Raw genomic sequence first — 16,610 nt, forward strand, 5'->3', positions numbered from 1 at the left:
ATTTTATATTTTGTCCCGGTATCATTTGCCAAAGAAAGGGATGTGTATACTTTTGGAAAAGAAAAAAATTGTCATATTATTTACAAGTGATGTACATGGAAAAATCTCACCTTATAACAGTCAGGACAAAAGCCATGATGGGAAAGGTTATGCCAATATTTCTTCCGTTATAGACACAGTGAGAAAAGATGAAGAAAATGTGATTGTCATTGATAACGGAGATATGTTACAAGGCACCCCACTTTCTCATTACATACTTGCGGAAAAAGAAGATAACAGTCATATTCACCCAGTCATTTCGGCTTGTAACACTATTCAATATGATGCAGCCGTTGTTGGAAATCATGAATTTAATTACGGTAGGGAAAAACTGGAAAAGGCCGTAAGTGATTCGAATTTCCCTTGGTTATCTGCCAATATTGTTAAAAAAGGAACGACGGATCCATACTTTGGTACACCGTATATGATCAAAGATTTTGATGGACTTACTGTTGGCATCCTAGGATTGACAACCAAAAACATTCCCGTATGGGAGCCGGATCGTCACATTGATCGCTTTGATTTTCTGGATCCGGTGGAAACCGCAAAAAAGTGGATCACCCGTTTAAAGGATGAGGAACAAGTAGATGTTGTCACCATTGCCTATCACGGTGGCTTTGAACATGATCCTATAACAGGGGAGTACTTTGCCGTCAGCAATGGAGAAAATCAAGGGAATGATCTGCTGGCAAGTCTACCTGAATTAGATGTATTAATTACTGGTCATCAGCATCTGGTTTACCAAGCTGTTACAGAAGCAGATATAGCGGTAATTCAATCTGGAACAAAGGGAGAGTTCGTCGGACGCATTGACCTGAACTTCAAAAAAGAACAAGAAGATGACCATTATACATTAGTACATCGGAAAACATCGCTCATTTCAGTAAAAGATGTCACGGCAGATGAAGCGATTTTATCAGATATCAAAGAGATAGAAAAGGAAGTAGATGACTGGCTTGATGAAACATTAACAACCGTATCTGATCCGTCTTCGATGCAGATTGAAGACCCACTGGGTGATGTATGGACAAAGGAACATCCTATGATTGAATGGGTGAATAAAACCTTTTTAAAAATCACTGGAGCAGATATGGCATCAACAGCCTTTTTTCTCACGCAAGGCATGACATTTGGCCATACGCTTACCAGAAGAGATATTCACACCTTCTATCCGTTTGCCAATACATTAGTCGTGATGGAGGCAACAGGAGAAGAAATAAGGTCGTCACTTGAGTTTAGCGCATCCTTTTTAACATTAGATGCAGATGGCCATCCTGCGATAAGTGAGGATTGGAAATCTCCACGACTTCTTAGCTATAATTACGATATGTGGGAAGGCATTCAATATACTATTAATCTGCAAAAACCAAAAGGCGAACGGATTACTTCACTGACATTTCATGGAGAGGCACTGGATTCAAATAAGAAATACCGTGTAGCAACGAGCAGCTACCGAGCAAGCGGTACGGGTGGCTATGACATGTTTGGTGAAAATAAAATAATCAAAGAATTCCCGTTTGGCGTCACTGAAATGCTGATTGAGGAATTAGAAAACACAGAAGCGTTTATTCCACAAACCAACCAAAATTGGCAGGTATTGACGTAACTTTCTTCTACCTTATAAGAAAAATACTGTCTGATTCTATCAATAGAACCGGATGGTATTTTTACGTAAACAGCCCAACTTTCGCAGCTGAACAAGAACCTATTAGGAGGCTTTTGGCCCATTGGTAAAATAGCAATTGACGGATGATAAAAAAGCGGTTACAATCAGTGTGACAAGTTAAGGGTGATGGAGATGTGGAGATCCAACTTTAGGGACGCTTATTTCTGAAAAGGAAATAGGTAATTTTAAAGTTGGATTTTTTTGTTCGCCACTACTGGCGATAAGTCAAGTTTATCTCATTTTATTGCGGAAAGGGGCTCAACTAAAACCGCCACTTTTCCGCCATACGCGCCCGCAGTTTGTACGTTAACCGCGGATTTGCACCTTTACTCTAACTTGAAAATCTTTACAAGGAGAGATGTCATTTTAGAAATAGCAACTTAGAACAACATCTTGATGGATATTTGCAAGATGTTAATCCGTAAGACATACTAAATTCAACAACCTAGGAGGATTAATATGCTAAAAATGTTTAAACCTGCTAAAGCGGTGGAGAGGCTACCGGATGATAAGATTGATTCAACGTATAAAAAATTGCGTATGCAAGTCTTTATGGGTATTTTTATTGGTTATGCAGCTTATTATTTAATTCGTAAAAACTTCTCCATTGCAATGCCTTACTTGCAGGAAGAAGGGTTCTCAAAAGGAGAATTGGGGCTTGCATTATCTGCAGTATCCATTGCTTATGGTATTAGTAAATTCGTTATGGGTACCGTTTCGGATAGGAGTAATGCTCGTGTATTCTTAGTTGCAGGTTTAATTTTATCTGCGATTATTAATTTACTGATGGGCTTTGTTCCTGTGTTTACATCAACAACTACGATTATGTTCATCATGCTATTTGTAAATGGTTGGTTCCAAGGCATGGGTTGGCCACCGTCTGGCCGTGTGCTCGTTCATTGGTTCAGCGTTAGTGAACGTGGAGGTAAGACGGCTATTTGGAATGTTGCACATAATGTAGGTGGAGGATTAATGGCACCATTAGCAACGGCTGGTGTCGCTATTGGGACATCTTATTTTGGTGCTCGTTTCATTGGATATGAAGGGGTGTTTATTTTTCCAGCAATTATTGCTATTTTAGTGGCCATCGTTGCCTATATGCTTACTCGTGATACACCCCAATCTGTTGGTTTACCTCCAATTGAAGAGCATCGAAATGATTATCCAAGTAAGTCAAAAGAGACATTTGAAACGGAATTAACGACGAAAGAAATTTTATTCAAGTATGTATTAAATAATAAATGGGTATGGGCAATCGCCTTTGCGAATATTTTTGTTTACTTTGTCCGCTATGGTGTACTTGATTGGGCACCAACGTATTTAAGTGATGAGAAGGGTTTTAGTATGAATGAATCCAGTTTTGCTTATTTTTTGTATGAATGGGCAGGTATTCCTGGAACGCTATTATGTGGTTGGATTTCTGACAAAGTATTTAAAGGACGCCGCGGGCCAGCAGGAGTTGTGTTTATGGTCGGAGTGCTAATTGCCGTTCTTGTTTACTGGTTCAATCCTGCAGGTAACCCGATGATTGACAATATTGCTCTAATTGCCATTGGTTTCTTAATTTATGGACCAGTCATGTTAATTGGTCTGCAAGCATTAGATTATGTTCCTAAAAAAGCAGCAGGCACCGCTGCTGGATTAACTGGACTATTCGGTTATCTTTTCGGTTCTCTCTCAGCAAATGCGATTATGGGATTCGTCGTAGATGCGAATGGTTGGGATGCCGGATTTATGCTGTTAACCGGATCTTGCGTTCTTGCGATTGTGTTGTTCGCATTAACATGGAATGTCCGTGGTCAAGAAGTAGTCAAACATTAATACTTTCTAAAGGGCTAACGAAGGATTTTCTCGTTAGCCCTTTATGTTATGTTGATGTGGACAGTACGCGCGCTTTTATTGATACTAGCAATTCAGACATCCATTATACATCAATTTCATGTACCATAGAATGGCTCTAACGTACACGGATTTTCTTATACATCGATTTCATGTATCATAGAATGGCTCTCACGTACATGGATTTTCTTATACATCGATTTCATGTACCATAGAATGGCTCTCACGTACACGGATTTTCTTATACATCGATTTCATGTACCATAGAATGGCTCTCACGTACACGGATTTTCTTATACATCGATTTCATGTACCATAGAATGGCTCTCACGTACACGGATTTTCTTATACATCGATTTCATGTACCATAGAATGGCTCTCACGTACACGGATTTTCTTATACATCAATTTCATGTACCATAGAATGGCTCTCACGTACACGGATTTTCTTATACATCGATTTCATGTATCATAGAATGGCTCTATCGGTATTTTGCTTGATTATGCAGCTTATTATGTCGCTTTTCAATTACCATGCCCATTTCGGGAAGGTAGCTATTGAACGATTGTTTCCTTTTTACTATAAATTTCATAAGTAAAATATCCAAATAAGTAGCTTATTCCAGCTCCTAAACTAATTGTAGATAGTAGAGAGATAGGGAAAAGTAAACTTGAAATAACACCGATAGCGCAACCAAAAAGCATTCCGATTGGTATTAGACTATCTAATACATGCTGAGCTCCTTTTGATTCTTTCTTACCGAAGTTGCCTTGGTTATATTTACGTTTAAGCCTATAAATTACAAATACTGCTATTCCTCCTACTAGTATAACAGGCGCAATCGCCGTGAGCGTTCCCATGTTGGAACCTCCTTCATTTATTATATGGTTCGCCCTATTTTTATTTCCATGTAACTATCATGTTGAGAATCGTTTTATCGTTTTTGGAACTAGATAAACCACTAATGCAGCTCCAATCGCAATTAAAATGGTAGAAAGATACGAATCTCTATGCAAAACAACCTCTTGGGGTAAATGTCCACTTGTCTTCCAAGCCTCTGCTATGCCAGGAGTATAGAAAGCGGTGACGATCATACCTAAGGACCACTGAATGAAGAAAAAGATAAATACGAAGCTTACGATGGATAGAATGACTCTCTTCACTTTACTCCCCTCCAATTAATATGAATTCGAAATATTTGTATACATTATAACATGTATGATTAAACGATTAATACTCAAAAAAGGCATTCGAGAATTGTATGTAATCCATTGGTGGTTAATAAACAAATGAAAAAAAGTTGAAGTCCGGCATTTCCCAATAGGAATTAATATGCCTGTTCAAATTAAATCTATTTTTGTCGGAATTTGTCTATAACTCATTGAACTTTTTTCAATATTAATACTGTTTTTTATGTTAACATGAAATTAATTACTGCAATGTGAAAAATTAAGGGGGTTCATATTGTAAACTGTATTATTATAGTGCGTTTATTAGTGTTATTAATACTTTCATCATTTACATTAGCCTATACCATTGGAATTGGAGGAATTTTAGAGTCCGTTTAGCATTCCTAGGCTATTGTGTAGGGAAATATTTTTTAAATACTTGAGGAGGAGTACGTCAATTGTAAAGGGGAAAAAATATTATGAGAAGGATTGTTATTAGTTTCTTAATTGTTTTTATATTAAGCGCATGTTCGCAGGGGGAGAATACTGACACGACAGAAGAGGAAATTCTTCATACGGAGGACGTGGAAGTTCCTAGTGAAATTTTCACTTCTGAAAAACAAAATAATGAACTTGACGAAGAAGAAATAAAATCAAGCATAAGACTATATCTTGACAGTCATGAAGACTTAGATAGCGCTAGTTATCCTTTGCAAAATAAGATATATGAAGAAGAAGAATTAAATAAAGATGAATTAGAGAAGCTATCCGACATCATCGAGCTAACAAAAGAAAATGATGAGAATTTTTTTAACTATATCTCAAATAACACTTTACCTGAAGGTTATCAAGGAGAGTCTAAAAGAATCAGCCAGTACATTACAACTTACAATGAGATACTTTATGAACTAGAAGCAATGTTCAATGACCTTATGGCGGAAGCAAAAAAAGGAAAATTTCCAGAAGTAAACATCACATCAATAATGAATAAGACTGATGTGGTGAATGGAAGAGAACAGAATAAAATAGAGGCGTTTCTTGATAAGAAAAATATTAAAACAAAAGCATTTGGAAGGGAACATTAAGGAAAAAATTAATCCCAATTGACACTTAAAAGGGTGTCCCGAATTTACGTCGGGATGCCCTTTTAACACTTTTAGCTATTATTGATTACTTCTACTAGATTTTACGTCAATGACATATCATTTATTATTACTTATCCAGTGATTTACCACATAATGCTAATAAGTTGAATTCGCTATTGAATTGACCCGAATCTGCCATCTTCAGCCCCATCAGTGACAAAGAATAGCCCCAGTTATGACAAAGAGTGTTCCACTATGGAGTAAAAAGTGGTGAGATATGCTTTAAATCTTGTAATTGTGTCTTTTTAAAATAAAGCAGGAAAAACGCATATAATAGTTTCTATTAAAAAAATGAACATAAAATTGATATAATAGAAATATAATATCACTCAGAGACTTGTACTGAAACGAGGAGGCCTACGGATGCCTGAATATAAATCACGGACGGAAAAACGCCAAGCAAAGGAATCCGCCCGCAAAACACATAAAAAACGCCCCCTATTAAAAAAAGTGATAATTAGTGCGATGGTTGCCTTGTTGGTTGTAATCATTGCAGGAATTATAACAGCAGTAACATATATTCGTGATGCCCCTCCGTTGGATGCTGATGAGCTTGTATTTTCTGAGGGTGCGACTATTTATGATATGAACGATCAGGAAGTCGGTCGCCTGCAAGGTACTGAAAATCGTACGTATCGCGATATTTCCGAAATGCCCGAACATTTGAAAGACGCTTTCATTGCGATTGAGGATTCTCGTTTTTATGATCATGGTGGGATTGATTTTTACCGAGTCGGTGGAGCCATCGTTGCGAATATTAGGGAAGGGTTTGGTGCTGAAGGCGCGAGTACCATTACACAACAACTTGTTAAACAAGCCTTCTTGTCCACCGATCAAACAATGAAACGAAAAGTGCAGGAACAATGGCTGGCTTTGCAAATGGAGCGCCAATACTCCAAGGATGAGATACTGGAAATGTATTTGAATATTGGTTACTTTGATAGTGGTGTCTGGGGGGTTGGAGAGGCTTCGATTCGCTATTTTGATAAAGAGGATTTAAACGAACTGAGTATTGCCGATGCTGCTGTGCTGGCTGCGATTCCTCGGCGTCCTTCTTACTATAATCCAGAAAGTAATCCGGAAGCTGCTGAGGACCGAAGAGACTTAGTTCTTTCTCAAATGGAAGATCAAGAATTAATTAGTAGTGAAGAAGCCCAGGAGGCGATGGAAGTCAATATTGAAGATCAGTTGAATTTCACCCCTGCCAATAATGATTTTGCCTATCAATCGTTTATTGATCATGTTATGGAGGAAGTGGAAGATATCGATGGCATTGAACTCGCTGATCTATATTCCTCCGGTTTTGACATTTATACGACGATTGATATGGATGCTCAAGATTATGCGCAAGCTGTAGTGCAGAGCGATGACTATATTTCCCAATATCCGGATGAAGAAGCCTTTCAAGTGGGCTTTACCCTTCTTGACACGCAAAGCGGAGCCATTCGTGCGTTGGTTGGTAACCGGCAAGAAAGTGAGGCTGAAAGAGGATGGAATCATGCCACTGCAGCTAGTGGGCAACCCGGTTCTACCATCAAGCCTCTGCTTGATTACGGACCGGCCATTGAAAATTTGCAGTGGTCGACCGGGCATCAAATTGTAGATGCTCCGCATTCCTACTCTGATGGCACTGAAATCCGGAACTATACGAGAAGTTATAGTGGAAGTGTTTCGATGCGGGAGGCCTTAGTACAGTCCTTGAATATTCCAGCTGTCAAAACACTGCAGGAAGTGGGGCTCGACGATGCCCAGGCTTTTGCAGAAGGACTCGGACTCACCTTTGAAGATGACATTGAAGAAAGTTATGCACTTGGTGGCTTTAGAGAAGGAGTCTCCAGTTTGGATATGGCAGCTGCATACGCAGCCTTTGGCAATGATGGTGTATATAACGAACCCCACAGCGTTCGAAAAATTGTTTTCCGGGACGGGCAGGAGATTGAGCTTAGCCCTGAATCCGAGCGGGCGATGCAGGATTCTACCGCCTATATGATAACAGACATGCTCAAAGGCGTGCTAACGGGTGCAGCAGGAACCGGCACACGTGCGAATGTTGAGGGCTTGCCGATGGCTGGAAAGACAGGAACATCGAACTTTTCCGCTGAGGAACAACAGGATTATGGCTTTCCGGAAGGTGCCGTGCCTGATATTTGGTTTAACGGGTATACGACTCGTTATACGGCGGCTGTCTGGACAGGATATGAAGGTCCACGTAGCAGCGGTTATTTAGCCAGTGGTGAGGAACAACAGATCGCTAAGGATATCTTCCGCCAAGTCATGGCTCACGTTCATGAAGGGGAGGAAACAGCAGACTTTACACGTCCTGATACAGTATGTGGAACCGGAGTGCTATCGATTTGCGGTGCCAATCCATCACCGACGGAGGATGATCTCATTGAGGATGACACTCCGCAAGAAGAGCCGGAAGAACCGATAGAAGAAGAACCTGAGGAAGACGAATCCGAGGAAGAAGAGCAACCGGATGAATCCACTGAAGAGGAAGATCCCGAAGAGGAGCAACCGGATGAATCTACTGAAGAGGAAGATTCCGAAGAAGAGCAGCCGGATGAATCCACTGAAGAAGAAGATTCTGAAGAAGAGCAGCCGGATGAATCCACTGAAGAGGAAGACCCCGAAGAAGAGCAACCGGAAGAAGACCAAGATGAATCCAATGATACAGAGGCACCTGAGGATGAAGAATCGGATGAATCTACCGATGATCCGCCGGATAACGATAATAGTGATAGCGGGAACGATGATGATGGCGGAGCAGATGACGACGAAGGTAATAGCGATAACGGCGATAGCGAGAGTGATGATACAGAGGACTAACAGTGGTTCAGGAGGGCTCCAGAAAGGGGGCCCTCCTTTTAAAGCAGGCTTGACTTAAGATGTCACGAAGGGAGGATTCATCCATGTTCAAAGATCGCTATATTTATCCGGCTGTTTTTTCCTATGCGGACAACGGGATTTCCGTTTCTTTCCCGGATCTTCCTGGCTGTTTGACAGCTGGAAACAATGATGAAGAAGCATTATTAATGGGAAAGGAAGCAATGGCCCTCCATCTTTTCGGAATGGAAGAGGATCAGGAAACGATTCCGGATCCCACCCCCACTCAGGCTTTGAAGGTTGAGGATCATCAAGCTGTGATTTTATTGGAGGTTTGGATGCCGCCATTTCGCCATGAAATGCGCAACAAGTCGATTAAAAAGGCGTTAACGGTCCTAAGGTGGATGGATGATATTGCCCGCGAACACAATATTAATTATTCTCACCTCTTGCAGGATGCATTATCGGAACATCTCAAAATGTAGAATGAAACAACACGACGAAAAAGAAAGTCCCCACCCACAAAGTGAGGGCTTTCTTTTCATTTTTGTAGAAGTCTATCTATTAACCAAAAAAACATACTTGGATATACACTTGCTAATACGAGAGGTCCCATGTCATTCGTATATGACAAGTTTGGCCAAGAACCTTTAACAATGCTGATTAATAAAATTATAGTCAGTCCAACTATAGGATATAACAGAAAACGAATGACACTTTTAACTTTTGAACTTCGTATATGAAATATTATTTTGTCTATACCTATTGATATTGGAATTCCAATTAAGAATATAACTGGTGCAAAATACATAAATGAAAAAAGTGCTGTAAAAATGAATAAGTCATAAAGGAATTGAACTATACTTGTTTCAAGCATTTCATTGGAATATGTGTGTAATACAAATATAAATCCCACATTTACAGTAGTAATTAATGCTGTTAACATCTTTTTCATTAGTATAGACATTCTTAAATCTCCCTAAGATATCGCTTTATTCTACACAGGCTTAAAATGTATAATTAAAGGTTTCCTGTGGTGTACCAGGAACCAAGTTAAAAAAGGATTCTCCTGTGAAACTATATGCTTCAGCCCATCCATAAGAATCTGTGTAAGCGACTCCTATATTAATCTCATGGTTAGGCGCTTTATCATGCCCACCATTTAGCTCACCGCTATAATTATTATCCATTCTTCCTGTATATTGGTAATTAATATTTGGGTATTCTATACCGAAAGGAACTCCAACGTCATGATTAACTACCCAGTACATAAGTGTATTACTTGTAGTCGGCGTAAGCGTTATACCACTATCACTAGCCGTGTCTCTCTGAATAACTTCAGTACCGGCTTCATCTTCATATAGTACACTTTCTCCAACGTCCTTTTCCTGTCGCAGTTCTCCACCACTTCCAGCAGCAGGAGACCAACCGGCATATACATCAGAACGTGTTCTATAATCGTTTGATGTTGCGCTAAAAGTACGATTATCTCCTTCCAACCAACCTCCATCTATAGGATGTGGATTTTCTACAACTGGATCCGGGATAAAAGTAGTGTATCTAAAAAGAAACGTATAGTCTATTGAATTGAGATCTATATCAGTTGAGAATGGAGTTGATATTCCTTTTAATTCATCCAAACTAATGTCATCTGGTGTCCTTACAGTTCTAATTAAACTCTCTCTTTCTGTTGTAAGTTCTTTCATTTCTTCTTTACTTACTGAAAGGTTACGCTCCTCGATTTCTTTCTCTATTTTCTCTTTTTTCTCATTGCTTGTTTCCCTCTCTGCTGCAATTTTATAATTATATGATTTACCTGCAGCGACAGTATCATCCTTATAGTACGTATTTGATACTTCGGCTATTTTCTCACCATCTCTATAAACTTTATAAAGTCCATTATTAGTTTCAAGTTCAGTCCAATCTAACTCAATATAGTCTTTACCTACGTTACTAGTCATTATTGCATTATAAACTTCTGAATTATAATCTCCATTGCTTGTAGATTTTAACGCTTTTGGCTTTATAGTTGAAGTTGTCACAGTAACAAGATCAAGTAGATCTCCTGATTCACTAAAACTTCCGATCTTATAATCATAGTATGTAGAAGATTCAAGGTTTTCGTCAAGATAAGAATTACCATTTCCTTCCCAAATGATTTCACCATCTCTATAAATCTTGTAAGTTTCACCCTCCAAATTCCAAGTTAAGTTAATAGCATTCACCTTTTGTTCTGCTTCTACTGCAGGATCTGCCGAAACATTTTGACTTCCAAAGAAAATAAAAAATAAAACAGTAAATAAAAATAATAGATTTTTCCTCATAATATCCTCCCTTTAATTTTACTTATTATAATAATTCATTTTTTAAAAAATAATAAATTATCCCCGCTTTTACTTTTATTTGAAATGTGATACAAATTTAACAAAATAAATTTAAAATTTCAACCAGTTTTTGTCATTTTTATCATTATAGTTTACTAATGATGGTTTACTATTTATAATAACCATAAAACTAAGAGAATAATTCATAAACTTATGCAAGATATATTCTAAGGTTAGTCCCCCAAAAGGCCAATTCCGCCAAAAGTAGATTTAGTAACACAATATATAGTATTACATAAACAATTATAATCACTATATACTGTATGCTATTGTCTGGTCTGATCTTTTTGAGTGAGAACCATTCTAATACAACCTAAATAATCAAAGATCACTTAAAGCAATATAAGTAGTTCTTTATATCATTTTGTGTATGATATCATTTGCGTATTATGGACATTAATATATCTCTGGAGAGTAGGAGGACCGTATGTCAAAAGAACATACATGGCAGAGTTGGATGTACGTAACCACAGCAATTTTAGTCACTGTACTTATGTTTGGGTTAGATGTAGCGGCTGTAAATCTAGGTGAATGGGTTGTTCCGTTATTTTTCATACTGATATTAGTAGGTTATATCCTGAGTATCATTTTTTCAGTCATTACATTGACATGTTCGTATGAAAGAAAATGGGTACCAATAATTGCATTGATAATAACGGTTTTTAATCTTGTGGTCGGAGGTTTTTTCGCTTTATTTGGCGCAATGTATTAAATAACCATCCTTATGTTAGCCAGTGAAAGATCCATACTTACATCCATTGGAATGGATTGCCCCTCCATTACATAACTTGTCGCTTTCGTTGCAATTTCTTGTTTCTCTTTTAAAAATTTCGATTCCCGTACTGTAAAAGATAACTCCTACCGTTTATTTCTTTAAGTAATGCTCCCCCATGGACATGTGTTAAAAACCTTTGCTTTTCTGGAAATTCCAAATCTCCTCATATGGTTTCAAATGATACATGAAAACACTTCATTAACGGAGATACCCTAACTGGGTTATCTTTTTGAACTATCTTTATTATTTCTTTATGTCTCTCCTTGGCAAACAACGACGACGCCCCTTTGGAAAAGTAATAGTTTTGTATGTAACAACGATCAAGTACAATCAATGCAACGTACACACCTTGTATACCATCCATTTATATTTTTCACCTCTAATAGAAGACTTTTGGCTAAAATGTAGCCTGCGTTAAAAAGGTTGATATAGGCATATGTAACTCCAACTACGAACTGTAACCCCATCTATGCTATAATGAAGTTTACATTTACACGATAAAAAGGGCGTTTATCATGGACAGGAATGAAACAAATACGTTAGTGAAAGGCGCTTTATTACTGACCATCGCCGGATTGATCAGTAAGATATTAAGTGCTGGCTACCGAATTCCCCTTCAAAATATGACGGGGGACATCGGTTTTTATATTTACCAGCAGGTGTACCCTATTCTTGGGATCGCACTGGTTTTGGCATTATATGGCTTTCCGTCGGCGATATCTAAAATGACGGTAGACCTAAAAGCAGAGGGGAGAATTCCTTCCTTTACCCGTTTTTATATCCCTATTTTTATCATTCTATGTGGCATCAATGGAGTAGTCTTTCTGTCCCTATTTGTTTATGCGCCTTTGCTTGCGAAATGGGTAGGGGACGTGAATTTGGCGGATACTTACCGGTTTGCGGCGTTTGTCTTTTTGTTCATTCCTTTCGCTGCCTTATTAAGAGGGGTTTTCCAAGGGAATTATCAAATGAAGCCGACAGCTTATTCTCAAATCGGAGAACAATTTATTCGTGTTATTATGATTATAACAGCTGCGGTAGTTGTTGCCATTCAGGGGCGAAATTTTTACGAAATTGGACATGCTGCTGTGCTTGCGTCGATATTGGGTTTTGCGACGGCTACGTTGATTCTTGTTTGGTTTTTTATAAAAGAAGAGCATGCTGTACGTGATACCTATCAAGTTCCGTGGAGTTATTATATACGGATGATTTTAACACTAGGAATGGTTGCTGCGTTAAATCATATGGTGTTGCTTGTGATCCAATTTGCCGATACTTTCACGCTGATACCCAGTCTAATGGATTACGGTTTGTCGCAGGTGGAAGCGATGGAAGCAAAAGGCGTGTTCGATCGCGGGCAGCCATTAATCCAGCTTGGGACGGTCTTAGGCTCGTCTTTTGCGCTTGCACTCGTGCCAACTATTTCAAGGCAAAAGTTGGAAAAGGATCCGGATACGTTTCATCATTACATACGTGGTGCCATGTTGTTCAGTTTTTACTTAGCCATTGGCGCAACAGTAGGATTAATGGTTATCTTCCCGGAAGCAAATGTGTTATTATTCCAAAACGATCAAGGAACGGCTGATTTACAAATACTTGTCTCGTCCATCCTGCTTTGCTCGCTAGCGATAACAGCCGCAGCAATTCTCCAAGGGCTAGGCTTTATGAAACGGACAGCTGGCTTTATAGCAATCGCATTCTTTATCAAATGGATCAGCAATCAGCTACTGGTTCCGTGGCTTGGGATAACAGGCAGTGCTGTTGCAACGGTATTCAGCTTACTTATATTATGTGGGCTTGTTCTTGTTGCGTTAAAAAGAAAATTGCCGCACCTCCATTTTTTTGAACATATTAATCGAGGTGCGCTGGTAAAAGCAGTACTAGCAATGGTTGTTTATATTATTGTCGTGGAGTTTATTTTTTCCTATATTGGAACATCAACACGTATCGGGTTACTGGTTTATATCGTGTTTGTCTCCGTAACGGGTGGGATTATTTTTATCTATAGCTTGTTAAAAGGACGGGCCTTTACAGCAAGAGAACTAGCTATGTTACCCTTCGCACAGACTTTCATTCGTATCCACAAAGGGAGGAAGATAAATGAGTAAAATAGAAATTATTGGGTTAGGTGCTAGTGATATCGATCAGCTGCCTCTAGGCATTTATAAAAAATTGACACATACGCAAGAGGTTGTCTATACAAGGACCATCGATCACCCGGTTATTCGCGCATTAAAGCAAGAGGGAGTTCGCTTTGAGGCATTTGATGATGTTTATGAGAAAGAAGATCGGTTTGAAGCTGTGTATCAAAGTATCGTGGATACGTTAATCGAAAAGGCGAGGGACACGTCTATTATGTACACGCTTCCCGGCCATCCGATGCTTGCGGAGAAAACGGTGCAGCTGTTATTCGAGCAAACTGAAGTAGAAGTAGCGATCGTTGGTGGACAGAGTTATTTGGATGATTTATTCACAGCTTTGAAAATGGATCCAATTGATGGATTCCAATTTATAGATGGTACGGCTTTTGAACGGAGTCAGCTTGATTATCAGCATCACATCATATTTTGCCAGGTATATGATCGATTTATTGCTTCAGAGGTCAAGCTTACGCTGTTGGAAGATTTACCGGCAGATTATTTGATTACGATAGTGGAAGCGGCTGGAAGCGCGCACGAGATGATCCGTACAGTTCCCTTAGAAGAACTGGATCGCGCGATGGAAGTTAGTAATTTGACAACTGTTTATGTTCCGCCAGCTCCTGATGCGCTGCTGAATCATACATTCACAAGGTTAAGAGAGACCATCGCAACATTACGAAGTCCAAGTGGCTGTCCGTGGGATAAAGCACAGACACATGAATCCCTAAGACAGTACGCGATCGAAGAAGTATATGAATTAATAGATGCGATTGATAATCAGGATGAGGAGAACATCATCGAAGAGCTCGGGGATATCCTCTTACAGGTCATGCTTCACAGCCAGATTGGGGAAGACGATGGTTACTTCAATGTGGATGATGTGATTGGCTCGGTAACGAACAAGATGGTTTACCGTCATCCACATGTTTTTGATGATATAGCGATCGATTCCGTTGATGATGTGTATAGAAACTGGGACCAATTAAAACAAGCGGAAAAGGGAAAGCAGCGCAAGTCCGTCCTCGATGGCATTCCGAAGCATCTTCCATCACTATCAAAAGCGTTTAAACTGCAGAAAAAAGCAGCTAAAGTCGGATTCCAATGGGATAACGTGCGTGATATATGGGATAAGCTGGATGAGGAGCTAACAGAAGTCCGGGAGGCTATCCAAGCAGAGGATAGTGCAGAGATAGAGAAAGAATTCGGAGATGTCCTATTTGTACTTGCGAATCTAACAAGGTATTATAAAATAAATCCGGAAATAGCATTAAATCAAACCAATCAGAAGTTTCTTTCTCGTTTTTCCTATATGGAAGAGCAATTAAGTACACAAGGAAAAGATATGGAGAGCACTACTTTGGGAGAAATGGACGTATTGTGGGACCAGGCAAAAGAAAGGGAGTGAAATCATGAGGTTAGATAAATTTTTGAAAATATCCCGATTAATTAAGCGTCGGACCCTAGCGAAGGAAGTTGCCGATCAAGGGCGGATTACGATAAACGGCAACAAGGCTAAATCTTCCTCCACGGTTGCAGCTGGCGATGAACTGGTGATCAAATTCGGGCAAAAGCTTGTTACACTTCAGGTTAATGATTTACGAGAAAATGTGAAAAAAGACGAAGCAGAAACTCTATATAAAGTCATCAAAGAAGAGAAAAATGAATAGTTCTATACTTGTCCCTCCTGTCATAAAGTAATAATGATAAGGAGGGCAATTGAAATGAACAATTATTATGATAAAAGTGAAAACACAACACGTGTGCAAAATGATCATTATGTCAAATTGAATAATCGCAAGGAACTGGAGATTACTGGTGTTAAGGAAGTGGATAGCTTCGATAATGAGGAATTTTTGCTAGAAACGGTGATGGGCTATTTAATTATCCGTGGGCAAAACTTGCAATTGCAAAATCTGGATGTCGGGGATGGCGTTGTTTCCATTAAAGGTAAAATCTATGAGCTATCTTATGTGGATGAGCAGCAACAGGAGAAAGCTAAAGGGTTCTTTAGCAAACTATTCAGATGACGCTTACCGTGCAATTTGCAACAATGATCGCCATGGTTTTAGGCGGATTCTATTTAGGTATCATACAGGAAACGTTTCGACGCTTTACCCCATATTGGAAAGAGAAAGTCATTTTTTCTTATGTTATGGAAGTTAGTTTTTGGCTTACCCAGACCGTAATTTTATTTTATGTTCTTTTTCGTGTAAATGGCGGTGAAATAAGAGTCTATATATTTGCGGCCTGTCTACTCGGTTTTGCCATGTACCAGGTATTTGCTGCTGGAATATATAAACGAATACTAGAGAGAATTATCCGTATTGTAGCAGCGATATACCGATTCTTCGCTAATGTGGTACAAGCACTTATCCTTACTCCTATTACCTGGATGGTGAAGCTGATCATAGGGATTGTTTTATGGATAGCAGGGCTGTTTGCATCTATTCTTCTTTTCCTTCTGAAGCTTGTCTATGTTCCAATAAAATGGATACTGCAGAAGATATATAGGTTGCTTCCGGAAAAAATACAAAAATTTTTATACAAACTAGCAGGAATTTATAGTATAATAAAGAATATATATAATAAATGCCGGAAATATATGACGTTTAAGAGGAGGTAGCA

Annotated in this window: 15 protein-coding genes; 11 read left to right on the plus strand and 4 right to left on the minus strand. The window is 38.9% G+C overall.

Annotation, left to right across the window (positions count from 1 at the left end):
- The first annotated feature begins 52 nt into the window (after nucleotides 1-52).
- Both KFZ56_RS00570 and glpT read left to right on the plus strand, forming a co-directional pair.
- Nucleotides 53-1,645, plus strand: coding sequence for a bifunctional metallophosphatase/5'-nucleotidase (locus KFZ56_RS00570; protein ID WP_222639372.1), 1,593 nt, complete (start codon nucleotides 53-55; stop codon nucleotides 1,643-1,645).
- A 519-nt stretch (nucleotides 1,646-2,164) separates the two neighbouring features.
- Complete coding sequence (glpT, locus tag KFZ56_RS00575; protein WP_222639373.1) at nucleotides 2,165-3,526, plus strand: glycerol-3-phosphate transporter; 1,362 nt, start codon at nucleotides 2,165-2,167, stop codon at nucleotides 3,524-3,526.
- Between the two features lie 573 nt (nucleotides 3,527-4,099).
- Here glpT and KFZ56_RS00580 read toward each other — a convergent pair.
- Both KFZ56_RS00580 and KFZ56_RS00585 read right to left on the minus strand, forming a co-directional pair.
- A complete protein-coding gene (locus KFZ56_RS00580; protein ID WP_222639374.1) occupies nucleotides 4,100-4,405 on the minus strand; it encodes a hypothetical protein in 306 nt (101 codons plus the stop codon).
- Between the two features lie 57 nt (nucleotides 4,406-4,462).
- Nucleotides 4,463-4,708: a hypothetical protein gene (locus KFZ56_RS00585; RefSeq protein ID WP_222639375.1), complete on the minus strand. Its 246-nt coding sequence runs from the start codon at nucleotides 4,706-4,708 to the stop codon at nucleotides 4,463-4,465.
- Between the two features lie 485 nt (nucleotides 4,709-5,193).
- Here KFZ56_RS00585 and KFZ56_RS00590 point away from each other — a divergent pair, with 485 nt between their 5' ends.
- The 3 genes from KFZ56_RS00590 (at nucleotide 5,194) to KFZ56_RS00600 (ending at nucleotide 9,170) form a co-directional block, all read left to right on the plus strand.
- Nucleotides 5,194-5,799 carry an NDxxF motif lipoprotein gene (locus KFZ56_RS00590; protein ID WP_222639376.1) on the plus strand — a complete coding sequence of 202 codons (606 nt, stop codon included), beginning with the start codon at nucleotides 5,194-5,196 and terminating at the stop codon, nucleotides 5,797-5,799.
- Between the two features lie 423 nt (nucleotides 5,800-6,222).
- On the plus strand, nucleotides 6,223-8,688 hold the full coding sequence (locus KFZ56_RS00595; RefSeq protein ID WP_222639377.1) for a transglycosylase domain-containing protein: 2,466 nt from the start codon (nucleotides 6,223-6,225) through the stop codon (nucleotides 8,686-8,688).
- Nucleotides 8,689-8,771: 83 nt separating this feature from the next.
- Complete coding sequence (locus KFZ56_RS00600) at nucleotides 8,772-9,170, plus strand: type II toxin-antitoxin system HicB family antitoxin (protein ID WP_222639379.1); 399 nt, start codon at nucleotides 8,772-8,774, stop codon at nucleotides 9,168-9,170.
- Nucleotides 9,171-9,226: 56 nt separating this feature from the next.
- Here the strand turns inward: KFZ56_RS00600 and KFZ56_RS00605 are convergent, their stop codons facing one another.
- Entirely contained in the window at nucleotides 9,227-9,652 is a 426-nt protein-coding gene (locus KFZ56_RS00605) for a hypothetical protein (RefSeq protein ID WP_222639380.1), read from the minus strand.
- Between the two features lie 40 nt (nucleotides 9,653-9,692).
- A complete protein-coding gene (locus tag KFZ56_RS00610; RefSeq protein WP_222639381.1) occupies nucleotides 9,693-11,009 on the minus strand; it encodes a fibronectin type III domain-containing protein in 1,317 nt (438 codons plus the stop codon).
- A 487-nt stretch (nucleotides 11,010-11,496) separates the two neighbouring features.
- On the opposite strand from KFZ56_RS00610, the gene KFZ56_RS00615 reads away from it, so the two are divergent.
- From KFZ56_RS00615 to yabQ, 6 genes are all read left to right on the plus strand, one after another.
- On the plus strand, nucleotides 11,497-11,781 hold the full coding sequence (locus KFZ56_RS00615) for a hypothetical protein (protein ID WP_222639382.1): 285 nt from the start codon (nucleotides 11,497-11,499) through the stop codon (nucleotides 11,779-11,781).
- 578 nt (nucleotides 11,782-12,359) lie between these two features.
- On the plus strand, nucleotides 12,360-13,952 hold the full coding sequence (locus KFZ56_RS00620; RefSeq protein ID WP_222639383.1) for a putative polysaccharide biosynthesis protein: 1,593 nt from the start codon (nucleotides 12,360-12,362) through the stop codon (nucleotides 13,950-13,952).
- On the plus strand, nucleotides 13,945-15,390 hold the full coding sequence (yabN, locus tag KFZ56_RS00625; RefSeq protein WP_222639384.1) for a bifunctional methyltransferase/pyrophosphohydrolase YabN: 1,446 nt from the start codon (nucleotides 13,945-13,947) through the stop codon (nucleotides 15,388-15,390). Before KFZ56_RS00620 ends, yabN begins: the two co-directional genes overlap by 8 nt.
- A 4-nt stretch (nucleotides 15,391-15,394) precedes the next feature.
- Nucleotides 15,395-15,652, plus strand: coding sequence for an RNA-binding S4 domain-containing protein (locus tag KFZ56_RS00630; protein ID WP_222639385.1), 258 nt, complete (start codon nucleotides 15,395-15,397; stop codon nucleotides 15,650-15,652).
- Between the two features lie 54 nt (nucleotides 15,653-15,706).
- Nucleotides 15,707-16,012: a sporulation protein YabP gene (gene yabP / locus KFZ56_RS00635; RefSeq protein ID WP_222639386.1), complete on the plus strand. Its 306-nt coding sequence runs from the start codon at nucleotides 15,707-15,709 to the stop codon at nucleotides 16,010-16,012.
- An 8-nt stretch (nucleotides 16,013-16,020) separates the two neighbouring features.
- The gene (gene yabQ, locus KFZ56_RS00640; RefSeq protein ID WP_309228234.1) at nucleotides 16,021-16,608 is read left to right on the plus strand and encodes a spore cortex biosynthesis protein YabQ; all 588 of its coding nucleotides are present in this window, start codon (nucleotides 16,021-16,023) and stop codon (nucleotides 16,606-16,608) included.
- Nucleotides 16,609-16,610: the final 2 nt, after the last annotated feature.

The sequence above is a fragment of the Virgibacillus sp. NKC19-3 genome (assembly GCF_019837165.1).
Classification (GTDB): Bacteria; Bacillota; Bacilli; order Bacillales; family Amphibacillaceae; genus Virgibacillus_L; species Virgibacillus_L saliphilus.